This is a genomic window from Enterobacillus tribolii (assembly GCF_003363015.1).
GTDB classification, from domain to species: Bacteria; Pseudomonadota; Gammaproteobacteria; order Enterobacterales; family Enterobacteriaceae; genus Enterobacillus; species Enterobacillus tribolii.
On the sequence record NZ_QRAP01000002.1, the window covers coordinates 536,239 to 561,315 of the forward strand.

Annotated in this window: 24 protein-coding genes; 18 read left to right on the forward strand and 6 right to left on the reverse strand. The window is 52.4% G+C overall.

Annotated features, from left to right (window positions below):
• Nucleotides 1-99: 99 nt before the first annotated feature.
• A complete protein-coding gene (locus C8D90_RS07115; RefSeq protein ID WP_115457725.1) occupies nt 100-1,296 on the forward strand; it encodes an MFS transporter in 1,197 nt (398 codons plus the stop codon).
• Between the two features lie 113 nt (nt 1,297-1,409).
• On the opposite strand, the gene C8D90_RS07120 is transcribed toward C8D90_RS07115, so the two are convergent.
• Both C8D90_RS07120 and C8D90_RS22385 read right to left on the reverse strand, forming a co-directional pair.
• Nucleotides 1,410-2,246, reverse strand: coding sequence for an alpha/beta fold hydrolase (locus C8D90_RS07120; protein WP_115457726.1), 837 nt, complete (start codon nt 2,244-2,246; stop codon nt 1,410-1,412).
• 108 nt (nt 2,247-2,354) lie between these two features.
• Complete coding sequence (locus C8D90_RS22385; RefSeq protein WP_260503203.1) at nt 2,355-2,480, reverse strand: hypothetical protein; 126 nt, start codon at nt 2,478-2,480, stop codon at nt 2,355-2,357.
• Between the two features lie 1,019 nt (nt 2,481-3,499).
• On the opposite strand from C8D90_RS22385, the gene C8D90_RS22485 reads away from it, so the two are divergent.
• The 14 genes from C8D90_RS22485 (at nt 3,500) to C8D90_RS22095 (ending at nt 17,960) form a co-directional block, all read left to right on the forward strand.
• Nucleotides 3,500-3,883, forward strand: a complete 384-nt coding sequence (locus tag C8D90_RS22485; RefSeq protein ID WP_162844373.1) for a winged helix-turn-helix domain-containing protein — start codon at nt 3,500-3,502, stop codon at nt 3,881-3,883.
• Between the two features lie 166 nt (nt 3,884-4,049).
• Entirely contained in the window at nt 4,050-4,355 is a 306-nt protein-coding gene (locus tag C8D90_RS07135; protein ID WP_115457729.1) for a phage holin family protein, read from the forward strand.
• 678 nt (nt 4,356-5,033) lie between these two features.
• Nucleotides 5,034-6,314 (forward strand): SGNH/GDSL hydrolase family protein, encoded by a 1,281-nt coding sequence (locus C8D90_RS07140; RefSeq protein WP_115457730.1) that lies wholly within the window; start codon nt 5,034-5,036, stop codon nt 6,312-6,314.
• A gap of 469 nt (nt 6,315-6,783) precedes the next feature.
• Nucleotides 6,784-7,515, forward strand: a complete 732-nt coding sequence (locus C8D90_RS07145; protein ID WP_115457731.1) for a FadR/GntR family transcriptional regulator — start codon at nt 6,784-6,786, stop codon at nt 7,513-7,515.
• Between the two features lie 84 nt (nt 7,516-7,599).
• Nucleotides 7,600-8,514 carry a 2-dehydro-3-deoxygalactonokinase gene (locus tag C8D90_RS07150; RefSeq protein ID WP_230472967.1) on the forward strand — a complete coding sequence of 305 codons (915 nt, stop codon included), beginning with the start codon at nt 7,600-7,602 and terminating at the stop codon, nt 8,512-8,514.
• Nucleotides 8,511-9,167 carry a 2-dehydro-3-deoxy-6-phosphogalactonate aldolase gene (locus C8D90_RS07155; RefSeq protein WP_230472968.1) on the forward strand — a complete coding sequence of 219 codons (657 nt, stop codon included), beginning with the start codon at nt 8,511-8,513 and terminating at the stop codon, nt 9,165-9,167. Before C8D90_RS07150 ends, C8D90_RS07155 begins: the two co-directional genes overlap by 4 nt.
• Entirely contained in the window at nt 9,167-10,036 is an 870-nt protein-coding gene (locus C8D90_RS07160) for an SMP-30/gluconolactonase/LRE family protein (RefSeq protein WP_115457732.1), read from the forward strand. The genes C8D90_RS07155 and C8D90_RS07160 overlap by 1 nt, the downstream gene beginning before the upstream one ends.
• Before the next feature lie 24 nt (nt 10,037-10,060).
• Nucleotides 10,061-11,485 carry a sugar porter family MFS transporter gene (locus C8D90_RS07165; protein WP_115457733.1) on the forward strand — a complete coding sequence of 475 codons (1,425 nt, stop codon included), beginning with the start codon at nt 10,061-10,063 and terminating at the stop codon, nt 11,483-11,485.
• Between the two features lie 33 nt (nt 11,486-11,518).
• Nucleotides 11,519-12,886: an MFS transporter gene (locus C8D90_RS07170; protein WP_115457734.1), complete on the forward strand. Its 1,368-nt coding sequence runs from the start codon at nt 11,519-11,521 to the stop codon at nt 12,884-12,886.
• Nucleotides 12,887-12,903: 17 nt separating this feature from the next.
• Complete coding sequence (ilvD, locus tag C8D90_RS07175) at nt 12,904-14,613, forward strand: dihydroxy-acid dehydratase (protein WP_115457735.1); 1,710 nt, start codon at nt 12,904-12,906, stop codon at nt 14,611-14,613.
• Nucleotides 14,613-15,518 (forward strand): dihydrodipicolinate synthase family protein, encoded by a 906-nt coding sequence (locus tag C8D90_RS07180; protein WP_115457736.1) that lies wholly within the window; start codon nt 14,613-14,615, stop codon nt 15,516-15,518. Before ilvD ends, C8D90_RS07180 begins: the two co-directional genes overlap by 1 nt.
• Nucleotides 15,519-15,561: 43 nt before the next feature.
• Nucleotides 15,562-16,344: an SDR family oxidoreductase gene (locus C8D90_RS07185; RefSeq protein WP_115457737.1), complete on the forward strand. Its 783-nt coding sequence runs from the start codon at nt 15,562-15,564 to the stop codon at nt 16,342-16,344.
• Nucleotides 16,345-16,704: 360 nt separating this feature from the next.
• Nucleotides 16,705-17,754, forward strand: coding sequence for an NAD(P)-dependent alcohol dehydrogenase (locus C8D90_RS07190; RefSeq protein ID WP_115457738.1), 1,050 nt, complete (start codon nt 16,705-16,707; stop codon nt 17,752-17,754).
• Nucleotides 17,755-17,816: 62 nt separating this feature from the next.
• Nucleotides 17,817-17,960 carry a hypothetical protein gene (locus C8D90_RS22095; protein WP_162844374.1) on the forward strand — a complete coding sequence of 48 codons (144 nt, stop codon included), beginning with the start codon at nt 17,817-17,819 and terminating at the stop codon, nt 17,958-17,960.
• 6 nt (nt 17,961-17,966) lie between these two features.
• Here the strand turns inward: C8D90_RS22095 and C8D90_RS07195 are convergent, their stop codons facing one another.
• A complete protein-coding gene (locus C8D90_RS07195) occupies nt 17,967-18,887 on the reverse strand; it encodes a LysR family transcriptional regulator (protein ID WP_115457739.1) in 921 nt (306 codons plus the stop codon).
• A gap of 204 nt (nt 18,888-19,091) precedes the next feature.
• Here C8D90_RS07195 and C8D90_RS07200 point away from each other — a divergent pair, with 204 nt between their 5' ends.
• The 3 genes from C8D90_RS07200 (at nt 19,092) to C8D90_RS07210 (ending at nt 21,730) form a co-directional block, all read left to right on the forward strand.
• On the forward strand, nt 19,092-20,093 hold the full coding sequence (locus tag C8D90_RS07200) for a zinc-binding alcohol dehydrogenase family protein (protein ID WP_115457740.1): 1,002 nt from the start codon (nt 19,092-19,094) through the stop codon (nt 20,091-20,093).
• Nucleotides 20,094-20,150: 57 nt separating this feature from the next.
• Nucleotides 20,151-21,350, forward strand: coding sequence for an L-dopachrome tautomerase-related protein (locus tag C8D90_RS07205; RefSeq protein WP_115457814.1), 1,200 nt, complete (start codon nt 20,151-20,153; stop codon nt 21,348-21,350).
• Between the two features lie 86 nt (nt 21,351-21,436).
• Nucleotides 21,437-21,730 (forward strand): hypothetical protein, encoded by a 294-nt coding sequence (locus C8D90_RS07210; RefSeq protein ID WP_147291339.1) that lies wholly within the window; start codon nt 21,437-21,439, stop codon nt 21,728-21,730.
• A gap of 80 nt (nt 21,731-21,810) precedes the next feature.
• Here the strand turns inward: C8D90_RS07210 and C8D90_RS07215 are convergent, their stop codons facing one another.
• The 3 genes from C8D90_RS07215 to C8D90_RS07225 form a co-directional block, all read right to left on the reverse strand.
• The gene (locus C8D90_RS07215; protein ID WP_115457742.1) at nt 21,811-22,530 is read right to left on the reverse strand and encodes a hypothetical protein; all 720 of its coding nucleotides are present in this window, start codon (nt 22,528-22,530) and stop codon (nt 21,811-21,813) included.
• A gap of 439 nt (nt 22,531-22,969) precedes the next feature.
• Nucleotides 22,970-23,734 (reverse strand): DUF4886 domain-containing protein, encoded by a 765-nt coding sequence (locus tag C8D90_RS07220; protein ID WP_115457743.1) that lies wholly within the window; start codon nt 23,732-23,734, stop codon nt 22,970-22,972.
• Nucleotides 23,735-23,744: 10 nt separating this feature from the next.
• On the reverse strand, nt 23,745-24,794 hold the full coding sequence (locus C8D90_RS07225) for a porin (RefSeq protein ID WP_115457744.1): 1,050 nt from the start codon (nt 24,792-24,794) through the stop codon (nt 23,745-23,747).
• Between the last annotated feature and the right edge of the window lie 283 nt (nt 24,795-25,077).

Genomic DNA, 25,077 nt, shown 5'->3' on the forward strand with positions numbered 1-25,077 from the left:
GCTCTGCTCCTGTGTGTGCAGAATAAATTTATCACTAATTTAAGCCATTGGTCTGTGCAATGGGTCACTGCATAATGCATCTCATCGTGAATAGTTAAAATGAATAAAAATCTGACATTACTGGGTACGGTATTTTTCTTGTGGGGAAATATAACAGCAATTAACAGCGTGCTGATCATTTTTTTCTATCAATATTTTCACCTTTCATGGCAGCAATCTATTTTAATCACCGTTATTTTTTACGTAGCTCCCTTTCTCACCTGTTTGCCTTGCTCAGCGCTGATTGCGCGCCGGGGATACCGGACGGTGCTACTGCTGTCGTTAGCGCTGTCGGCCATAGGATGCCTGATGTTGACGCTGGCGTTACAGCAGGATTCATTTATCCTCTCACTGATTGCGATGTTTGTCGTCGCAACCGGCGTGGCGGCAATGCAGGTTGTCGCGAACCCTTACCTGACGCTGCTCAGCGCGCCGCATAAACGCATTGGTAATCTCTGCCTGGCCTCCGCCGTCAATTCACTGGGAACAACACTGGCTCCGCTGCTGGTTGCGCTGCTCCTTGAACTTTCCCCTGTCGATATCCCGGCGCGTGAAGAACCTATCAGCATGCTCTGGCTTTACCTCGCGGGCTTCTCGCTGGCACTCATTGCGGGCGTTTTTTTGTTGCGTTTGCCGGACGTGGAGCGCCCGGAGAAAACCGCGTCAGGCACGCATCACTCCTGGCATAACCGGGAATTAATGTTCAGTGTGGCAGCGATTTTTGTGTATGTCGGCGTCGAAGTGGCCCTGGCGACCAGCCTGGTGAAATATCTCGTCACCATCAGCGGATGGAGCACTACGATCGCCATGTCACTGGTTTCCTTCTACTGGGGTGGTGCGCTGGCAGGGCGTTTTTTATATGGGCTGTTTGCAGACAGGATCGGTAATTATTATCCATTTCTGGTAGCGACTCTTACCTGTGCGATCGCCGTCGTCATGGCGATGTATCTGAACGATCTTTCTGGCGGGTATTTACTGATCCTGACCGGCTTAGGGAATTCGATTCTGTATCCCATTATCTTTGGGCACACCATCAACAAAAATCCGGCTATCGCCAACCTCTCAGCGGCAGCGATGGTAATGGCCGGTATTGGCGGTGCTGTTATCCCCTGGTTACAGGCGATCTGCATTGACGAAATCAATCTGCGGGCCAGCTTTGTATTGCCGGTGGTGCTATACCTGATACTGGCGCTATGGGGGCAACGGAATCTGCGCCCCGGTAATGCAGTGATATGTGCGGAGAAGGGGAGAGCTTAGTTATTACTGTAAATGCATGGCAGCTACTTTGTTTTGAGACTCGTTAAAAGAGCTGAGAAGCATTATGTAATACCTCTCAGCCTGTTTTCCTACCTTACCAACGGAACTTTAATTTAAGAGCGGATGAATGCAAGCAGGTCGGCATTAATGACATCTGCGTGAGAAGTATGCATGCCATGCGGATATCCAGGATAAATTTTGAGGGTACTGTTCGTTAACAGTTTATCCTGCAACAACGCGGCATTTTTATACGGGACAACCTGGTCATCATCGCCCTGCATAACCAGCGTCGGTACTGTGATAGCCTTCAGATCTTCGGTCTGGTCCGTTTCTGAAAACGCCTTAATGCCTTCGTAATGGGCTTTAGCGCTTCCCTCCATCCCTTGCCGCCACCAGTTACGAATAGTGCCCTGAGAAACCTGTGCGCCCTCCCGGTTAAAACCGTAGAAAGGCCCGGAAGCCACATCCAGATAAAATTGAGCGCGGTTGGCGGCCAGCGCCTTACGGAAATCATCGAATACCGCGAGAGGCGTACCTCCGGGATTGCTTTCAGTCTTGAGCATCAGTGGCGGAACCGCGCTGATCAGAACCGCTTTGGCAACGCGTCCCTGAGGCTGGCCATATTTAGCTACGTATCGTGCAACCTGACCGCCGCCAGTCGAGTGCCCGACATGTACGGCATTTCGTAAGTCTAAAAATTCAACAACGGCCGAAACGTCTGCGGCGTAGTGATCCATGTCGTGACCGTCGCTGACCTGATCTGAACGACCGTGACCCCGGCGGTCAGTGGCAATAACCCTGAAGCCTTTTGCCAGGAAGAAGAGCATCTGCGTGTCCCAATCATCCGCGCTTAACGGCCATCCATGATGAAAAACAATAGGTTGCGCATCTTTCGGTCCCCAGTCCTTGAAGAAAATATTAACGCCGTCTTTGGTCTTAACAAATGACATAGTATGTACTCCTCGATGAGGTGAAGCGGGATATTGCTTGTTTGGGTCAGTATGCTGTGTTGTTAAACGATGATTTCCCGAACATTTCATGGGATTCTTTAGCTTGCATTAAGTCAAAATAGCGGTCGTAATGGCGTAGTTGTCGCGGATACGCATGACGATCACATCGTGAATCCCGATGAATAGCGTAGTTAATAAAACACGGTGTTGCCATAATGTATGTGCGCATTCCATGCTTCATTCCGGAGTTGAAGACCCATTGTTACGGTATCCGCTCTCCACTGGCGATTAGGGGAAATAAGTTATATCAGTAAGCGCTTTCTATACAGCCGGCCTCATACTGCGGTGGAAGATATTATCGATATAGTGGTATCTGAATAGATGGCGACCGAAAAATACATAAGAATTGAGAAATGATTGGTGTTGTAATTATTCACATATTTATCAGGTATTCTTGAGTGAAACAATAGACCACCTGCATATTTTACGAATAAAGATATGACTTGAGGATGGCACTGAAATGCGTGGTTTTTTCTTTAATAACGGTAAATATTAACATTAATATGTTTTTAAAAGTAAAATCATCAGCATTAAATTGGAAGTGCTGCCATATTTGCGATGTTGGGAATAATACGCCAACCCTCTGTTTTGATGACAAAATGATTGATTACAGGTTCTGTTATCCTGTTCAAAAAAAATAAATTCAGGATTAATTTAGCATTCAATTTTTTTACTTCATGAATTATCATATTTAACTAATGGATAATGCATACATATGGTAGGTTGGTCCCCTAAATCACCAAACATTTCGTCTGACTTGAAACAAGGGGTAGTTCCGGAGTGATGTTTAATACGTTTCACAGCAATAAGATAAACGATGATCTTTCAGCGCCTGAGGGATATAAGAATCTTACTCCTTTGGACAGAATAGCTTTTATCCTGCAAATGAGAGTGACCGTGATGAACATGGCTGATGGTTTTCGCATCAGTGCCAATCAAAATGCTGAGTGGCGCAGGCGACGACTTTTTAATGGCTGTTAGCATGCCTTCGCCTTAAAACTGACCGCAGTAACCAAGTCTGTTCGTGAACTGCGGCTTAGCTAAAAAAAGACAATGGAAGTCAATACTCTCTAAAAGTAGTCATGCGTAGCCATGATAAGAGAGTGCTTTGTTTTTTTTACGAGAAAAATCAGGTGATTTTTTGAGATAACAAATTTCAGTATATAGAGTAACATACAGATGGAGTAATGATAATGAAGATCTTGTTTGTCGATGGAATACAAAAAACTCTGCATTGTGACAATAAAAATATCGCCCTGACAACAAAGGAGTTTTTAATGTTGGAATTCCTATTAAACAAGAGAAAGCATCGCTGTATTCCTATAGAGGAAATCATTAACCACGTTTGGAATGGAAGAGGGAGTACGATAGGCAAGGGGAATATCTCACAGTTATCTTATCGCCTGAGAAATAAGCTGTCGATTATAGGAAATACGATTCAAATATCAATCTCAATGAACGGTGGTGGGCGATGTAAAGTACATCGGAATACAATAACCATCATTACAACAAATGACGGTATTTTGTATTCTTTACTTAAGCTGTTTCTAAATATCAACAGGGGCGAGGTCATGTAGCCTTAATCATAGGCAATCTTTAGCCTCAAGTAATAAATCCGTACTGAGCGTGGCTAAATATTACTGAAACAACAGGGTTGAATTGGCGCTAACGTAACGCGCACTGTCCATTATCTGTCGAAATGATGGAGGTGTAAATATTGTACATAATAAATGGAGGCACACCATGTCACCAAAGACACCAATAGATACACAGTTTATTATATGGGTTATTATTGGTATCTTTTCTGCCTGGGGAGGATTGGTTAGATACCTTATGGACATTCAAGGCGCCCGCTATAAATGGCGTTGGATGGGAGCAATCAGCCAGGTAATTATATCAAGCTTTACGGGCCTGTTAGGCGGATTATTAATTTTTGAGAGTGGTGCCAGCTATTATATGGCATTCATTTTCTCCGGATTGTTTGGTGCAATGGGGAGTACGGCACTGAGTTACATATGGCGCTATTTATTCCATTCCTCGAAAAAGTAACTTCCTCGTCAACGACCAAATATACCACCCGAAAAAATGCTCACGGAAGAGCTCTTCTTGCATAATACATCCTTCCGCATGTTATTGTTAGAATCTATCATTCCTCAGCAGTTTTCATTCATCTCTCTCCATAAAGTAACGCCTCAAACATCGCTTAACCGGTAATTAATAATACATCAGCTCAGTGATAATGCTTTTCATGCAAGGCCAATTACCTGCCTGATACTATATTGAAAGTCTATAACCAGGTGAATGTAGTGTTATTTCAAAATTACTTCCGTTAAAAATGACGGTTATCCATTTTGACCTAATGTTGATTTTTATTTTTGTGGTTCATTGAATAATCTTCTGAGACCAACGCTACGGTTGGGATAATGTAAGGATTTTACTATGAATAAAGTGGCTGTCACGATTAACGCTGAGTCTATCAATAAAATTGATGAGGCAAGCGTTGAGAATCTGGCTTTAATTTTCAGCATGAGTGAAAGGTGGGGCGTATGCAGAAATTGCTGCAGACTCAAGCAATGAGGTTTTTATCAGAGCACGCCAATTATTCCTGAGGTCCGCCGGGATGTGCTTATTACTAATTTATCGGCAAAAATAATGAAATAAGTCAACCGGGCAATAGAGGGCTAAGATAGCTCAGCTTTCTATCCGGCTAATTAGAAAGGAAATAAAATGAATAAATTAACTCTGGCTTTATTGCTATCTTCTATTATCTCTTCCGTTTATGCGGCGGATAATGATCATTTAATATCTGAAACAAGTGTTCCGCCGGAAAAAAGCACGCTACGTGCTTTCGGTAATGGCGATACCTATACTTACATTAAATGTGTTTATCGGAAAAATAAAGATAAGGCTTTCGATGCAAGCTCCTCCTGGGAGTGGGGAAGGGCTGATAATGCGGCCAATGATTATGCGACGGTTAATGGTCATTGGTATTCAGGCGCTATTCTGACTAATATGTTCTATACAAAATCCAGTTATCAGGATATCGAAAATGTTTGTATTAATACATTAAACAAGAAGGGAATAAGCTACAGTGATATGATTCCTTATGCTTCTGATTATACGTTATCGTACTACTACTCATTTTGGAATGAAGGCGACAGCGTTCCTACGATTGATGTTGGAAATAAAAAATTGGACAGAATGGTTGTTTTCGGCGACAGCTTGTCTGATACGATTAATGTCTATAACGGTTCTTATGGAACTGTACCAAACAGCACGACCTGGTATTTAGGCCACTTTTCCAACGGCCTCGTTTGGCATGAGTACCTGAGCAAGAAACATATTAAGGTACCCAGCTATACATGGGCAACGGGCAACGCCGAGAGCGGGGGGAACCTGATATTCTCTGGTTTTGATCAGCAACTGGATTCGTTTGATGCTTATATTAAAAAATCCAGCGGATATGATATCAACAAAACGCTTTTTCTTGCCTTGTTTGGTGGTAACGACTTTATTACCGGCAATAAGTCACCTGACCATATTATTAATAACTATAAGGCATCTTTGGTTCGACTGAAAAATCTGGGCGCTAAGCAGATAGTGGTTCTCACGCTTCCTGATTTTTCAACTGTCCCGGCGGTTAAAAGCAAGAGTCAGGCAGAAAGGGACAAGTTAAAGAACAAATCTGTCGAATTCAATATGAAACTCAGTTCGCTGATTGATTCTTTAAGAGCAACTTACCCTGATGTCACATGGATTATGCCGGATCTCAACGCTGCGTTTGATAAAATCGTCAAAAACCCTGCCGATTTTGGTTACGTGAATACGACAGATACCTGCCTTAATTTATGGGGCTCAAGCATTGACTATATTGCCGGTTCATCCCCAAGAGATGAATGTAAAAACAGCAATGGCGCATTTATTTTTTGGGATAATATGCATCCGACAACTAAAACGCATGAAATTCTCAGCGATATTTTGGCGGGTGAAATTAAATCCTCTCTGTAATCACAAACGAAGGAGGTAAATAAATACGATAAACGGCGTATATTGGGTGTGCTGGATATACGCCGTTATACTTACTGTGTCACACCCGCCCAACAAGATTTTTTGACAGGCTTTTTTATCTGCCGGCGCGCATTGCCGTTTGTTGGAAGTCAGTCAGGACATGGCCTTCCTCTGCGGCCCAGCCTGGCAGATTCCCCGCAGCCTGAACGCAATCATAATCAATCACCGGGGAATGGTAATTTAATGTTTTTTATATGATTATTTTGAGAGTGGCTCCCCCGCCCAAAGAGTAAGGTCAGCCCGATTTGTTATGAAAGGGGAGGCACTCGCCACGCGGGAAAATGCGTGTCCGTGATGCGCTGCGTTAATGACGACGCCATGAAGCCGTCGCCGGTTATTAGCCTTTGGTGGTTACCCTGTTACAATATGGCTTACTATAGCCACATTCCCTGTCTTCCATCAGAGCCTTATGAAACAACCACAAACGACCCTCGCTGAATCTGTCACGCAGCACATTGCCTGCCGGATCCTGCATGGCGATCTGATCCCGGGCCTTGCTTTACCGGGGGAAAATGAACTCGCTACGGAATACAGCGTTTCCCGGACCTCTATCCGTAATGCCTTGCAGTTCCTTGCAGCGAAGGGCCTCATCTCTATCCAGGCCAAAAAGCGCACGACCATAAACAAGCGCGAACAGTGGAATTTGCTGGATGCCGATGTGCTGGGCTGGCTGGCGAAGGGGAAAGTTGACCAGCAGCTGGTTGAGCAGTTAATGGTGACCCGTTTGATCTTTGAGCCTAACATCGCCACGTTGGCGGCCCTGAACGCGACCGGCCATGATCTTGCTGCGATGGAAGATGCCCTGCAACTGATGCGCCAGGGGCAGCATACCGCTCAGGCCGATACCTTCGAACAGGGCGATCTGGCCTTCCACCATGCATTATTGCGTGCCACGCACAATCCTTTTCTGCAATCACTGGGCAATGCCCTGTCTTCCGCGATGGCGCTCTCCTTTCAGCAAACGCTGGAAGAGGACGTCCGCCAAACGCGGGATGCCGTTGATGAACACTCGCTGTTGCTGGAGGCCGTGCGCCTGAAGCAGCCGGAGCGTGCCCGCCAGCAGATGAGAACTATTCTGCTCAACGCCGCCCGTAAACATATCTGGCAGGATCAGCCTGAACTGCTCAATCTGATCGTTTAATCGCCTGTTGATGTAATTTCGATCTATTTCACAGATCGCGCTTTTCTTTTGTCTTAGCATTCTTGTAATACAAGATTGATTGATATGTATCACATGAAAGGAAAGAGCAACTGGATAGCCATTGACTGGGGAACCACTAACTTCCGCGCTTTTTTGCTCGAGGATGAGCGCATCATTGCTCGCCTTGCAGAACCGTGCGGCCTGCTGTCGGTGGAAAACAAACAGTTTGGCGCGACGCTGCAACGCCTGTTGGCTCCGTGGCTGGAAGAGCGGTGCGCATTGCCCGTCGTCATGGCGGGCATGGTTGGGTCGCAGCAGGGCTGGCAGGATGTTCCGTATGCCACGCTCCCGGCCGGCGCGCAGAATCTGGTGCGCGGGACATATACCTTCACGACGCCATGGGGCAGCCCGGCCTGGATTATTCCGGGAGTAACCGGCAACAGCCGTTACGGCCAGCCGGACGTGATGCGCGGCGAAGAGATCCAGTTGCTGGGGCTGGCGCAATGCCATCCGGCACAAGAACATTTCGCGCTGCTGCCGGGCACGCACAGCAAACATGCGCGGATGCGCCAGGGCGAGATTGTTGATTTCACCACCTTTATGACCGGTGAACTGTTTTCCCTTCTTTGCCAGCATTCGCTGCTGGGAAGGGACCTCCCGGAGCAGGAGCCGCACGACCCCAGCTTTGCGCTGGGCATTGATACCGCCAGTGAAGGCACGCCATTCAGCCATCTCATTTTTTCAGCACGTACGCGCCGCCTGGCGGGAGAGATCGCCCTGCCTCATATTCATAGTTACCTGTCCGGTTTATTGATCGGTCATGAACTGGCAACGGTTGATGGCGGTCAGCCTGCCTGGGTGGTTGGCTCTTCCGCGCTGACGGCCCGCTATCAGCAGGCGGCAGGGCGGCTGGGGCTGAAACTCAACGCCGTGGATGGCGATACCTGCTTCCTGCAAGGTCTTAACTCACTTCGTTCATTGGTTCAGGAGATTGCATGATGACCCCGGAACATTTTTTCGCCCGCTGGCGTGACGAGCCTCTGCCGTTGATCGCGATTCTGCGCGGAATTACGCCGCCGCAGGCGCAGGAAGCGGCTGAAATCCTGCTGTCATGCGGCTTTCACTGGCTGGAGGTTCCGCTGAACAGCCCGTCGCCGTTTGAGTCTATCCGTCTGATGCGGGAAATCGTTGGCGAACGCGGGTGGGTCGGCGCCGGAACCGTACTAACAACGGAGCAGGTTGACCGCGTTGCCGAATGCGGCGGACAACTGATTATTTCGCCTGACTGCAAGGCCGGCGTAATTCGTCGTTCGCGCGAACGTGGGTTAATCAGCCTGCCGGGGATTATGACGCCAAGCGAAGCCTTTACCGCCCTGGATGCCGGCGCCAGCGGGTTAAAATTTTTCCCGGCCGAGCAGGTTTCCCCGACGCTGCTCAAGGCCTTTCGCGCCGTACTGCCAGCTAACGTGGCCTGCATGCCGGTTGGCGGTATCCAGCCTGACGCGCAACAGATGCAGCGCTACCTGCAGGCCGGCGCCAACGGGTTCGGGCTTGGGGGAGGGCTGTATCAGGCCGGAATGCCCATGCCAGAACTGCGCAACCGGGCGATGGCCTATCGCTGCGCCTGGGATAGCCTGGCAGGAGCCCTCTGATGGACGGCCGCGTCAGCCGCAGAATTCAGCCCCTTGGCGACTATCGCGCGCAGCTTGGCGAAACGCCGGTGTGGTGTGGCCTCAGCCGCTCCCTGCTGTGGGTCGATATTCTGGGCGGCAAGCTGCTGCGCTACTGGCCCGGCGAGCGGGAACGCACGGAAATCCGCACGATGCCGCGTTTCACCAGCGCCGTGTTGCTGACCAGCGAGCCGGAGCGGTTTTTGGTGGTCAGCCAGAGTGGAATCAGCCTGTATCACTATGCGGCTGAACGTTTTTCTGCGCTGTGCGACTGGCCGGAAAGCGATGCGGAGACGCGCCCGAACGAAGCGGCGATCGCGCCGGATGGCGCGCTATGGTTCAGCTCAATGGACCCTGCGGCGCAGAACGCTATCGGCAGCTGGTATCGGCTGGCGGGCGGCCAGACACGCCCGCAAAAATTGCTGGGAAACCAGTGGGTGCCGAACACGCTGCAATGGTGGGGGCAACACGTTTGGTTTGCCGATTCGCTGCGCCACCGCATGTATTGCGCCAGCCTGGTCAACGAATGTCTGGATATTGCACATGCCTTTGACGTCGAAGGTATTCCTGACGGCTCCACCCTGACGCAGGATGGCATCCTGATTAACGCCCGCTGGGGCGATGCCCGCCTTGCTTGCTGTCAGCTGGGCGACGGTTCATTCCGGGAAACCGGCAGCGTCATGCTTCCGGTACAGCAGCCCAGCAGTTGTACGTTCGGCGGCGATACGCTGTCCGATCTTTATGTCACCTCCGCACGGGATGGCCTTACCACGCCTTCGCCCGTTGACGGCGCCCTACTCAGAATAACGACACAACTGACGGGCGCACCCGCCCGCCGTTTCCGCCTTTAAGGTAATAATATTTAAGGTGTTATTATGAACACACTGACATCCCCTGCACAGACGAACCGGCAGACTATCCTCGTCTGCTTCCTTGCCGCCCTCGCGGGGTTGTTGTTTGGCCTTGATATGGGGGTGATTGCAGGCGCTTTACCGTTTATCGCCACCGAATTCGACCTCAGCAGCCATAGCCAGGAAATTGTGGTCAGCGTCATGATGTTTGGCGCGGCGTTGGGCGCACTGGGCAGCGGTCCGATGTCTGCTTCGCTGGGTCGCCGTAAAAGCCTGCTGCTGGGCGCGCTGCTGTTCGTCATCGGTTCTGTTGGTTGCGCCGTTGCCCACAATCTCGAAATCCTGGTGATTTCCCGCTTCATCCTCGGCCTTGCCGTTGGCGTAGCGTCATTTACCGCGCCGTTGTACCTCTCCGAAATTGCCCCGGAGCGCATTCGCGGCAGCATGATTTCGCTGTATCAACTGATGATCACCATCGGGATTCTGGCGGCATTTCTGTCTGACACCATATTGAGCGACGGCGGTCACTGGCGCTGGATGCTGGGCATCATCACCTTCCCGGCCATCGTTTTGTTCGTTGGCGTACTGACGTTGCCGGAAAGCCCGCGCTGGCTGGCGATGAAGGACAAACACGAACTGGCGGCGAAGGTCCTGAAACTGCTGCGCAACAGCGATCGGGAAGCCCGCGAGGAGCTGGATCAGATCCGCGAAAGCGTGAAAATCAAGCAGCGTGGCCTGCAATTATTTCGCCATAACCCGCATTTCCGCCGTTCCACCTACCTGGGCGTGCTATTGCAGTTTATGCAGCAGTTCACCGGGATGACCGTCATTATGTATTACGCACCCAAAATCTTTGAAATCGCTGGTTTTACCACGACCCGCGAACAGATGTGGGGAACGGTGATCGCCGGCCTGACCAACGTGCTGGCTACCTTTATCGCGATTGGCCTGGTTGACCGCTGGGGACGTAAACCGATCCTGAAGCTGGGCTTTTCCGTGATGGCGATTTGCATGGGCATTCTCGGCTACATGTTCTTCATCGGCATTAACGGCAGCATGGCGCAGTATACCGCCGTTACCGTACTGCTTATCTTCATCGTTGGTTTTGCGATGAGCGCCGGGCCGCTGATTTGGGTGCTGTGTTCAGAAATTCAGCCGCTGGCGGGGCGCGATTTCGGCGTAACCTGTTCCACCATGGCGAACTGGATCGCCAACATGATTATCGGCGCCACTTTCCTGACGCTTATCGATACCATCGGCAGCCCGAATACTTTCTGGCTTTACGCCGTGCTGAATGCTGTCTGCATCATCCTGACCCTGGTTTTTGTCCCGGAAACGAAAAACATCTCCCTGGAACACATCGAACGCAACCTGATGCGGGGCGCACCGCTGCGTTTGATTGGCCGCCAGGACGACAGCCGGCAGCACGTGGAAAAACCGGCGCTGTAATTGATTAAGGATAAATTAGAAGGATAAATAATAATGAATAAGTCGTCTGATACCACTGCAAATAGCGTCTACCGTAAAGTGACGCGGCGGTTAATACCGTTTTTGATCCTTTGCTATTTCTTCGCCTATCTTGACCGCGTCAACGTTGGGTTTGCCAAACTGCACATGCAGGATGCATTAAACTTCAGCGACACCGTGTATGGGTTGGGCGCCGGGATCTTTTTCATCGGTTATTTTATTTTCGAACTGCCAAGCAACCTGCTGATGCAGCGCTTTGGCCCCCGTTTCTGGATCGCCCGAATCATGGCGACCTGGGCGGTGCTCTCTGCCGGCATGATGTTTGTCACCACGCCGACGCAATTCTATGTCGTTCGTTTTTTACTCGGCGTGGCGGAGGCCGGGTTCTTCCCCGGCATCGTTTTCTACCTGACGCTTTGGTTTCCCTCATGGCGTTCCGCACGCACGCTGGGATTGTTCATTCTGGTAACGCCGCTCTCGACCATTATCGGCAGCCCGTTATCCGGTTTTATCCTGAAGATGTTTGAAGAGGTCGGCAGCCTGCACAACTGGCAATGGTTGTTCCTGGTTGAAGCCATACCTTCCTTCGTGCTGGCCTTCGTTGTACTGCGTTATCTTGATAATGACGTGAAATCTGCGCATTGGCTCAGTGACGGTGAGAAGCGGCTTATCCTCAACGATCTGGCTAAAGATGCGGAAAACCGCGAACGCGTGAACCATGGCCGGGTAGATAAAAGCCTGAAAGCCGTTTTCAGCAACGGCTATGTCTGGCTGCTGGCGCTGATATTTTTCAGCTTCAACATCGGCTATTACGGTATCAACTTCTGGCTGCCGTCGATTATTAAAAGCTCAGGGATCAGTGACGACCTGAACATTGGCCTGCTGGCGGCAGTGCCCTACATTTTTGGTGCGGCATTCATGATATGGAACAGCCGTCATTCCGATCTTAAACAGGAACGCCGCTGGCATATCGCGATCCCGGCCATTATCGGCTGCGTCGGGCTGGCGCTCAGCGCCTGGTGCAGTGGTTCCACCTTCTGGATGATGGCGTGGATTTGCGTCGCGATGTCCGGCACCCTCGCCCTGATCCCAACGTACATCAGCCTCCCCGGCGCTATGTTGTCCGGCACGGCGGCGGCGGCAGGTATTGCATTAGTCAACTCGGTAGGCAATCTTGCAGGCTTCTTCGGTCCTACCGTTCTTGGCTGGCTGAAAGACGCAACCGGCAGCACCGATGCGGGGCTTTATATCCTCGCCGGATTCCTGCTGCTGTGCGCGCCCCTGATCCTGGCGCTTCCGGCCCGGTTAGCCAACCCGAAACAAGAAATTCCCCAAGAAGCCTTATCTGAACAACCTAATTCTGTCAGCAATATTTATCGCTAAGAGCTAAAGAGAACGTTATGAAGAGTCAATGTGGTGGATGCGCCAGCTGTGGCACACATTTCAGCCCGGTCCTCAGCGGTGACAACGGGGCGCTGAAACGCGCGCTGTACAAATCCATGGGGCATACGGACGAGCAACTGCGCCGTCCGGTCATTGCCGTCGTTAACAGCTATACCAACGCCACTGCAGGCCACGCCAACCTCAATGAGCTGACCGCCAAAGTTCTGGAAGGCATTGACGAAGCGGGCGGCGTCGGCATGGTGTTCGGCACGATCGCGCCCTGCGACGGTATTGCCGAGGGGCATCTTGGGATGCGCTATATTCTGGCGGCGCGCGAGGTTATTACCGCCTCGATCGAAGCCATGATGCGCGCTCACCGCTTTGATGGCATGGTGCTGCTGGGCTCCTGTGACAAAATCGTCCCGGCGATGCTGATGGCCGCCGCCCGGCTGGATATCCCGGCGATTATGGTGAACGGCGGGCCGATGTATCCGGCTGAATATAAAGGCAAACACTGGGACGGCAATATCGTAACCGAAGCCATCGGCTGGAAAGCGCGCGGTGAAATTGATGAAGCCGAATTTGCGCATATCGAAAATATCGCTGAGCCGGGGCCGGGGTCCTGCACGATGTACGGCACGGCGAACACCATGTGCAGTATCGCCGAGGTGTTGGGAATGAGCCTGCCGGGCAGCAGCATGTTGCCGGCGATCTCCGCCGCCCGTCGCGACTGCGCGCAGGAAACCGGTCGCCGCGCGGTTCAACTGGTGCTTGACGGCATCAATGCCCGCCAGATCATCACCCCGGACGCCATTCATAACGCCATGGTCTACCTGCTGGCTACCGGCGGCTCCACAAATGCGATCCTTCACCTACAGGCCATCCACTATGAGGCTGAGTTAGGCCACTTGCCCCTCGCGACGTTCGATGAACTGAGCCATCACGTGCCGTTGGTTGCCTCGCTTTACCCGGCGTCGGAATACGACATGATCGATTTTTATGAGGCGGGCGGCGTCAGGGCCGTCGAATATGAAATTGCGGGCCTGATGCGCGTGAACGCCCTGACCGTGACGGGGAAAACCAAAGGCGAGCTGCTGGCGGAAGGGCGGCCGACGTCGCGTCCGGAAGTCATTCATACGCTGGCGATCCCGGTGCGTAACGACGCGGGCGTCGCGGTGTTGCACGGTAATCTTTCCCCGCTGGGCTGCGTGGTTAAACCGGCCGCCGTTCCCGAGCATCTGATGATCTTCCGCGGCCCGGCCGTGGTGTTCAACAGCGAGCAGGAGTCGGTCGAGGCGATCTTATCCGGGCAGATCAAGCCGGGGAGCGTGCTCGTTCTGCGCTATGAAGGCCCCAAAGGCGGTCCCGGCATGCCGGAAATGTACCGCCCGATGAAGTCTCTGGAAGGTATGGGACTTTCTGACAGCTGTGCGCTGATTACCGATGGCCGTTTTTCCGGCTCCAACCGCGGGCTTTTCGTCGGCCATATTTCGCCGGAAGCCGTTGATGGCGGCGAGCTGGGGCTAATTGAAGACGGCGATGAAGTCTCTATCAACATTCCTGAACGCACCCTGACGCTGCATGTCAGCCCGGAAACGCTGGCAATCCGCCGCACCAGCTGGCAACCGGTGCATAAAGAAGTACCGCGTGGTTTCCTGCGCTTGTACCGCCGCTGGGCGCTGCCGGCCGCACAGGGCGCCGTGCTGGCGGATGGGGAGGATGAATGATGAACGTGCGCTATCAGGCCGGCCAGATCGCCGGTGTGAACCCGATTGCCGCTATGCCGTTTACCGCGCAGGGCGAGGTCGATGAACAAAGCTTTGCGGCGCTGCTGGGGCATCTGGCTGGCGTCGGGGTTCAGGGGATAACGCTGTTCGGGATTGCCAGCGAGTTTCCCAAGCTGGACGATCGCGAGCGCGAACGGCTGGCGCAGATGTTCGTTGGCGAACTGGCGGGCAGCCCGCTGTATCGCGCGATTTCCGTTACCGATCACAGCACCGAGGTGGCGGTAAAACGCGCCCGTTATTATGCCGGGCTGGGTGCGGATGCGCTGATGCTCCTGCCGCCGTTTTTCCTGCAACCTTCGCCCCAGGCCATTCAGGCGCATATTTTCGCCGTGCTCGAAGCGGTTGATATTCCGGTGATGGTGCAGTATGCGCCGGGTGAAACCGGCCTGCCCATTACCCCGGAGCAACTGGCCGCCGTCGCGGCACGTTACCCCCATGCGGTGTTCAAAATTGAGTGCAATCCGCCGGTGGACTATACCCGCGCGTTTTTGGCACAGGCGCCGCAGGCCAGCGTGCTCAACGGTTATGCCGGGCTGTATATGCTGCAAATGCTGGCCGCGGGAGGCAAAGGCGTCATGCCGGGCTGCTCGTTCAGCGAGATTTACGTTCGCATTTACCGCCACTGGCAGGCCGGCGAGTTAGAGCAGGCCCAGGCGTTACATCAGGCGCTGTTGCCGTACATTCAACGCTGGATGAGCCACTGTGAATACATCATTCAGGCTGAAAAAACGATCCTGCGGCGACGCGGCATTATCGCCAGTGACTATTGCCGCCATCCGGGCTGGCAACTGACGCCGGAAGATGAGGCGCTGATCGATCAGTTTATAGACCATTTCCATTTATAATTAACGGGCCGCATGTCAAATTGCGGCTTTAACGGGAGCTTATATGAACCGTTCACATTCCCCCCGCGTTGTACTGGTCACCGGCGCCAGCCAGGGCATCGGCCAGGCGATTGCCGACGTTTTCCTGCGTAACGGTGATATCGTGATTGGCTGCGCATTCTCAGCGTTTGAAAATGCCCGGCATGCGCAAAAAATGAAGGCCGACTGGCCGGAGCATTTTTTTTATTATTCCGTTGATGTCACCCGGACTGAACAGATCAAGCAGTTCGTCAGCGAGGCAGAACAACTGTTCGGGCGCATTGATGTGGTGGTGTCGAACGCCGGTAAAAACGTGTTTAAGGGGATCGACTGCGAAGAGAGTGACTGGGCGCATAACTTTGACCTCAACCTGCGTTCGCACTGGTATCTGGCAAAATGCGCCCGTCCGGCGTTACAGAAAAGTCATGGCGTCATTCTGGTGATCACCTCTAACCATGCCTTTTCCACGATGCCGGGCTGCGCGCCTTACAACATCAGCAAACGCGCCCTGTTGTCGCTGGTGCAGAGCCTGACCATTGAATGGGGGCCGGAGATCCGCACCGTCGGCATCGCGCCGGGCTTTATTGATACAGATGGCAATCAGGCCTGGTTTGATGCCCATCCGGATGCGCGGATTGCCCGTGAAAGAACCGTGAAAAAGCACCCCGTCGGGCGCATTGGCAGGCCGGATGAAGTGGGGGAACTGTGCCTGTTTCTTGCCAGCGATAACGCCGGGTTTATTGCCGGCACCACGATTGTGATGGATGGCGGACGCAGCGCCATTATGCAGGACGAGGACGATCTCTGAGGATGCAGCGCCCCTCAGGGAGTGAGGGGCATCCGCCAACACCCGCCGTATAAAATTGCCATCGGGACGAGATGATCGTCTGCGATGGTCAAACATCGCCTATTATTTGAGTTACGCCTTTTGACGTGATTCCCGCAAATAGCGTTCGGCTCCGCCTTGTCTGAGTTTGGCCGGACAGGAACCGGCTGTCGCCGGCAATGTCCGCACCGAACCGTGAAATACCGCATCGTTGGGAACATGCGCACGGGAGCTTATGTCAACCAGCTGATCCTCACGTTCTGAGCGGGATACTGATCCGTACCGTGATACCGGCATTGATGTCATCACGGGGAATGCATCACTTAAACGGGAGTTAATGTAATGAATATCAAAGCCATTGGCGCGTACTCCGCCGCACAACCGCTGGAACCGATGGAGATTTCCCGCCGGGAACCCGGCCCGCATGATGTGCAGATCGCCATCGCCTATTGCGGCATCTGTCATTCAGATCTCCATCAGGTCCGGGCTGAGTGGGCCGGAACGCTTTACCCGTGCGTACCCGGTCATGAAATCGTCGGGCGCGTGGTGGCGACGGGCAACCACGTTAAAAAATACGCGGTCGGCGATTTGGTTGGCGTAGGGTGCATCGTTGACAGTTGCAGGCAGTGCGGGGAGTGTCAGGACGGACTGGAAAATTACTGTGACCGGATGGTCGGCACCTACAACGCGCCGACGCCGGACGCGCCGGGACATACCCTTGGCGGGTATTCACAGCAGATCGTGGTAGATGAACGTTATGTTCTGCGGATAACCCACCCGGAGGCGCAACTGGCCGCCGTCGCGCCGCTGCTTTGCGCGGGGATTACCACCTACTCGCCGCTGCGCCACTGGCAGGCCGGGCCGGGCAAAAAAGTCGGGGTCGTCGGTATCGGCGGGCTGGGGCATATGGGCATCAAACTGGCGCACGCCATGGGCGCGCACGTTGTTGCGTTTACCACGTCGGAGTCCAAACGCGAAGCGGCGAGGGCGCTTGGCGCCGATGAGGTCGTGGTTTCGCGTAATGCGGATGAAATGAAGGCTCATCTGAAAAGCTTCGATTTCATCCTGAACACCGTGGCCGCGCCGCATAATCTGGATGATTTCATGGTGCTGCTGAAACGGGATGGAACGATGACGCTGGTCGGCGCGCCGGCTACGCCGCACGCTCCGCCGGAGGTGTTCAACCTGATTCTGAAACGTCGTGCGATTGCCGGTTCAATGATCGGCGGCATCCCGGAAACCCAGGAGATGCTCGACTTCTGTGCTGAGCACGGGATCGTCGCCGATATCGAAATGATCCGGGCCGACCAAATTGAGGATGCCTATGAACGGATGCTGCGGGGCGACGTGAAGTACCGCTTTGTTATTGATAGCAGTACGCTGACAGGCTGAAGTAATGCCCCGGTGATGCCCGCCTGATTACCTCAGGCGGCGCAGAGGGCGCTCAGGAGCGTATGCTGCTGACTGTGCTAAACAATGGCGCGATCAAGAATTTCGGTGCGGAACCGCCGGTGGCGGAAGCCCGGGCTGAAGGTTCGTACCGGAAACCGTGCCGGACGCTTCTGCGCAGCATTCACTTGACTGATGAAAAAGGATGATGGGAGTCAACGGCGTTTTATATCCGGCTCTCTGGCTATATCACCAAGCTGCCGCTGAAGGTGCCGGTATAATGAACGAACAACCGGGGAAAGCTGGCGGCGGTGAGGGCAAATAAAGTTCAGCGGAGCCGCTTCCCCCCGGACTTCCGGCAGCACAATTTCCAGGTTTCCCGCGCTCACATCGGGATAGAGATCGAACCACGATTTGTACACAATGCCTTTGTGTATCAACGCCCAGCGGCGCGCAACGTCGGCGTCGTCACACAGCAGCCTGCTGCGTATCCTGACACCCCGCGGTTTCCCGTTTTCGATAAAATGCCAATAATCATGAGCATGGTCGTTGATACTAAACAGAATGCAATGGTGGCGGGAGAGATCGTCCAGCGTCTCAGGGCGGCCATGCCGGTCTAAATACGTTTTCGAGGCGGCTAAAAACCGGCGGTTCTTATCAGCCAGCGGCAACGCAACATAGCTGCCCTGTTCCTGTACGCCATAGCGTATGGCGATGTCGACCGACGCCCGAAAAACATCACTGACCTGATCGGACAGAAAAAGCTGCAACGTCATCTGTGGATATTGCTCGCAAAATTCGGTAATCATCGGCAGCAGCAGGTTACGGCCGATATCGGAAGGGACGGTGATTTTTAACTCTCCGCGAAAGTCCTCATTTTCACCGCTGAGGATCTCTTCTCCCGCATGCATCACCTCAAGCATTTCCTGCGCATAGGGCAGGTATTTTTCGCCCTCCGATGTCAGGCGCAGGCTGCGCGTCGAGCGGGCGAACAAACGTTTGTCCAGCGTACGTTCCAGACGCTGTATGGCGGCGCTGACCTGCCCCGGCAACAGGCCAGACTCTCTGGCCGCGTTGGAAAAGCTGCCTAATGCGGCGGAGCGGACGAACAATTGGAGATCTTCCAGACGGATCATAATTTTGTTTTCTCTTGCATCATGATGAAACGGGCGTTGCTTTCCCGCAGTAACTATTTTACTCATGTGCATCTTTTTATTGCGGCTATTTTCACAATAAAAGTGAAACTCCTGACCTCCAACACCAATGTTTCTCATCCTCAACTGCTTTTAAGATGGCCGGAATGCTGGCTGACCGGCCATTGATCACTTGAGAGAGAAATTATGAAAGCCATTGTTTATAGCCAAAATGCGTTACCCATCGCAGATGAACATGCGCTGTACGAGCTGGATGTGCCGAAACCACACCCCGGCGCACACGATCTGTTAGTCAAAATCCGGGCGATTGCCGTTAACCCTGTCGACACCAAAGTGCGTATCGGTTCGCCAACGGAGACGCCGCGCATTCTCGGCTGGGATGCCGTAGGAACGGTCGAGGAGGTTGGCGAACAGGTCAGCCTGTTTAAACCCGGCGATGAGGTCTTTTATGCGGGATCTATCACCCGCCCCGGTTCCTATGCGGAATATAGCCTGGTTGATGAACGCATCGCCGGCAAAAAACCGGTTTCCCTGGACGATGCGGCCGCCGCGGCCTTGCCGTTAACCTCGCTCACTGCCTGGGAGCTGCTTTTTGATCGCCTGGAAGTCAAACCGGACGAAAAAGAGGCCATTCTGATTATCGGCGCCAGCGGTGGCGTGGGTTCCATTCTGACCCAGCTGGCGCGCAAGCTGACCAACCTGACCGTTATCGCCACGGCGTCGCGTCCGCAAACCCGTGAGTGGATTACTGAACTCGGCGCGCACCACGTTATCGATCATGCCCAGTCTTTGGCGGAGCAACTGAAAAACATTGGCGTGGCGCAGGTGCGTTACGTCGCCAGCCTGACGCACACGGACATGCATTACGCCCAGATTGTTGAGGTGCTTAAACCGCAGGGGCGGCTGGCTGTGATTGACGATCCGGATACGCTTGATGCGATGCCATTAAAACGTAAAGCCATCTCTTTACACTGGGAACTGATGTTCACCCGCTCAATGTTTCAAACGGAAGATATGCAGCGCCAGCACGACATTCTGACGAAGGTCAGCGAACTGCTTGATGACGGTACGCTGCGTTCAACGCTGGGCGAGCATTTCGGGAAGATTAACGCGCAAAACCTGCGTAAGGCGCATGCGTTAATTGAGAGCGGTAAAGCACGCGGAAAAATTGTGCTGGAAGGATTTTAATCCTGACGGAATTTGCTGCTGATTGATTTTCTTCTTCTATTTTTAGGTGGTTTCTTTATGACGCACTCTGACTTCTTTAAAACAGCCCTCGCCGCAGCGATGTCGCTCTCGTTAGCGGGAACAGCTTTGGCGGCACAGAAAATTACCCCGCTGAGCAATATTGCATTGGCGCAGTTGGCCAGCGATAAGCCGATTGGTAAAACGGACGTGGTTGCGACATTCACCGGTGCTATGCCGACTGGGGTGACGGTGACCGACAACGGACGCATTTTCGTCAACTTTCCCCGCTGGGGAGATGATGTTCCTTTTACGGTCGGTGAAGTAAAAGCGGGAAAGGTCGTGGCTTATCCGAATACCGAGGTTAATCAGCCCGATAATTCCCGCCCGGCGGATCGCTTTTTAAGCGTGCAGAGCGTTGTTTTTGACGGACAAGGCTATTTGTGGGTGTTGGATACCGCCGCGCCGAAATTTTCCACGCCGGTGCCTGGCGGCGCCAAGCTGGTGGCGATTGATTTAAAAACCAACCGCATTGCCAAAACGATCGTATTCCCGGCCAGCGTGATTTTACCGGCCACCTACGTTAACGACGTTCGTTTTGATTTCCGCGCCGGAAAAGCCGGGGTTGCCTATGTAACCGACTCCTCGCTGTCCGGAACGGGGGGTATCATCGTGGTCGATCTCGCCACAGGGGACGCCGTCAGACGCCTGACCGGGGATCGTTCTACATCGCCGGAACAGGGCTTTGTTCCCGTCGTTGAGGGAGAAACACTGCTGCAACGTCATCCGGACGGAACGACGGCGCCTTTCAGCGTTGCTTCGGACGGCATTGCGCTGTCTGCTGACGGTAAGACGCTTTACTACAGCCCGCTTTCGGGGCGTCATCTTTATGCGGTTTCCACCGCGTCATTGCGCTCACCCGACGTGAGCGAAGCGCAACTGGCGCAACAGGTGCGCGATTTAGGGGAGAAAGGCGCGTCGGACGGCCTGGAGTCGGATGCGAATGGGGCGGTGTATGCCGGTGATTACGAGCGCAACGCCATCCGCCGCATGACGCCGGACGGCAAATGGACCACCATTGCCCACGGACCGCAGATCCTGTGGCCTGATACGCTTTCCGTCGGGCCGGACGGGTACCTCTATTTCACGGTGAACCAACTTCACCGTCAGCCGGGGTTCCATGGCGGAAAAGACTTACGGCAGAAGCCTTACAGCTTGATGCGTGTCCGTATTGACGCCGCGCCGGCGCCGACCCGCTGATTTTGCCCGTGATTATCCGTGGCGGTTCTGTCGCCACGGATTTTTGGTGTGAAGAATTCCAGGTTGTTCATCAGATTTGAGTTGATATGACATCCCTTCAGCTATCTCTAGAAAATACGCTGTTAGCACTCAGCCGTCATGAAGAAAGCCGTCAATACCGGCAAATTACCGCGATGTTAAAGCAGGAACCGCTGTTCAAATATACGCTAGCGAATCATCTGTTTTCCCTGCGTGATTTGGGAATGATCACGATAGGAGAAGGGGTTGTGGTGGATTTCTGGGGATGTGACGTTAATTTGGCGGCGGTTTGCCTTACCGGGGAAGGCCGGCGGCGGCTTTTTGAACGCCCGGTTATATCCGCAGACAGGGTTTTGGTTTAATGATTATGTGAACGCGCTATCCGGAAGAAAGGGAGCGGAATAGCGCGTTCGCGTTTTATTATTATCGTGCTCTGTTGTACTTACTTGCGGTGACTGCTCACTTCCGCCATTTCCGATCTTCTTTTCTCTATCGTACGCACCCGTTTCGTTTCCTGTACTGCATTCCTGTGCTGAAACTGCAATAACGCCAACAGCGCGAGCGCAGGCAGCCAAAGCTCGAGAAACTCTTCCTGAGACGTTTGCAGGGCGACGACCCAGTCGGGCGGGATGAAGCCGGTCCATTTTTTTATGACGCTGACGGAGCGGTCGATAATATTGGTAATGATGATCAGCAGAATGAACATCCCGGCGCTGATGGCGTAATTGCGCCGCCCGCGGATTGCGTCACGCAGCGAACGCCAGCAGGTCACTATCAGGTAGAGGCAGGCGGCGGTGATGGGCAGCAGGATTAACAGGGCGCTGACCTTGGCTTCCCAGGGTAAAGAGCCGCTCCAGAAGCGCAACTTCAGCATGCTCATCTGGGCGATGGATTTGTGCAGATCGGCCTCTCTGGCCATCATATACAGCAGGATCACGGCGACGGCGAAGCGAATGCTTTTTTTCAGGCCGGGTACGGGCAAAATACAGAAGCAAAGGATCGTGATGCCATAAAGATAAAGCGTCAGCGTCTCTACGATATTCCCTTCCCCCACTAAATCAATCAGCGGGCGTGAGGGCATCAAACACCAGAGAATAAAAATGGAAAGAGAGATCAGCAGGGTGATCCAAACGGCGGACAGTGGGCGCGATAATAGCGGCATAGGAATCCCGGTAAAAACTGATAAACGATATTACGTTAACATATTATGTTTTTCAGACCGTGAACATTGAATGCTGATATCGGAAACGTGACACATAACGACAAAAAAACGTTATTGATTGTGAACTGCACTTATATTTTATGCAATATGAATAGTTTTGTTCCGGGACTAGAGAATTTTTCTGAAGGATATAAAAGGGAATTGTTTTTTATTTTAAATGCAACTATTAGAAAGTGTTTAATTAATAAATGCAGGCGCGGTGAATATACCTCACCCTAAGAAGAGCCACAAACTAAACCAAAGAACTCAACTCTTGCTGAATAACATAAAAGATATTCAGTCATAACAGAGCGCGATAGATGCCCTGAAGCAGCTCCTCATTTATTAAGGGGGCCTCTCCCGCACGACACAGGAAATACAGGAGAGGCCGGCGCAGTGGTTAGTTGGCGCGGAACGTTGTGACGGTATCCCAAGCGACCTGCTGTAACGCCCTGGCGGTTTGCTCAGTCATGTCGCTGTCGACGGGCAGCGCGCCGCCGACCGGCGAATGGTCATACAGAGTGGCGAACAGTACGCAGGCGGCCAGATAGGTCCCCGCCAGCGAAGGGTGATTGCCATCGCTGTGATACAGGTTGATTTCCGGATGCGTCTTTATTGCGTTGCTGAAGGCCAGCCCGACCGGTGCGACGTATCCTCCGGTTTTAGCGGCAATATCCAGATAGGCCTTTTCCAGCTTTTGTGTTTGCTCAGGTTTATCCTTGCTGGCCCAGGTCATGAAATACACCACGCGGGAACCGGCTTTGTGGGCAATATCCGCCATTTTGGTCGCAGATTCGCTGAAATATTGGCGTGAATCCTCTTTGGCGGAAAAAGGCTCCGTGGAGTTTCCCTGCAAAACAACCACGTCCCATTTCTGCAACGTATTCTGGAACGCCAGATTAGGCAGATGCCACCCCAAACGACCGGAGGAGATGGTTATTCCGCGGAACATATATCCTTTAGCCTCATTCGGCAGCAGCGAACGGCTGAGATCGCGCAGCCGGGTATTTACGTTATTGTTATAATGCGTATAAGAGTTTCCGTAGAGGGCTACGGCTTTATTTTCTCCGCTCAGTTTATCCTGCGGTTTGGCGGCGATAATCGTGTCGGCCTGCGCATTGACCATCAGAGCCAGCCCCGCCAGAAATAACATGCACTTTTTCATTACTCACTCCTCAGAAATCGTAGCGTAATCCGACGATAACGGCATCATCGTTGATCTTCTCGTTTTTATTTGCCAGCGTTTTTAAGTAAGTTGCTGACAAATAAACACCTTTTGCCAGGGTGAGCTGCGACTCAACCCGCCAGCCTTCACGCTCGTATACATTCTGGCCGTCTTCATCCAGGAAGCTGTATCCGCCCAGCAGCTTAAATTCTTTGGTGAATTGGTAAGAGGCGATGGAATCGAAGCTTGTGTAATCATTGTCAGACTTTTTGTCCCTTTCAATGGAGACTTTGCCGGCCGTTACGGCGAACGACAGATCGCTGTAATCGAGTTGTAACCCGCCCATCACCTGGCTGTGCTTCTTCCGGCCATCGGTGGTTTTGACATTGTCCTGACGGTTATACTGGCTGGCAGCCAGCGCCGGGGTGATTTTTACGTCACCAATTTTGATCGTTTTGCGGTAGCTGGCCATCATGCCGTCATCAAGCGCGTCATTGTCGCTGTTGCCGTTGCCGAAGACATACGCCAACTGCACCTGGTGCCCGCTAAAGTCGGCGTTCCATTGCAGGGTGCCGTCCTGACGGTTAAATTGGTAAGAGTCATCAATGGTGGTGATGCCGTAGTTATAGACGTTCGGCGTAAAGTTTTTATATTTGTCCGTCATACGCATAACCTGGTACAGCGGGTTTTTGGTACGACCGGCAATCAGTTCGCCATATTTGGCGTGGGAAAGCCCCAGATAAGCATAACGGGCGTCGAGATCCTTATCATTGGTTTTATTATCGTCTTTTTCCGTACGAACCTGCCATTCCAGGCGGCCGACCAGCTTTGTGTCTTCCAGCAAAGGTAAATCGCGCGTTAAATAAATCCCCAAACGCCCCCCGATTTGGCTGCGGGAATCATCTTTTGCAAACGAGGCATCGCCATTCGCCAATTGCCATTCAATACGGCCGTAAATATCCAGCGTCGTGGCTTTATCTTTATAGACGCTTATCGCCAGCGCTGACGTGCTTGCACCGGATAATGCAATGAATAATAGTGTGTTAGCCTTGATGTTCATGCTTTCCTTCCCCCTGGAAATAAAATCGCTCAACCCTTTTGGCAGGGTTAAATAGATGTCACCGGACGCCATTAATTTTTAGTTACACTTGTGGGGGACGGATACGGGAATTGGTTTTTCTCATATTGAACTGTGATGTTACGCGCATAAAATAGCTTAATGGTAGGTGGCTTTATTATTTAATGGTTTTTCTTTCATTAAATAAAAATAACGCTTTAATTACTCTTTTCTGAATGGGGCCGTAAATCATCCGTTTATGTTAAACCCATCACGTTTTTAATGC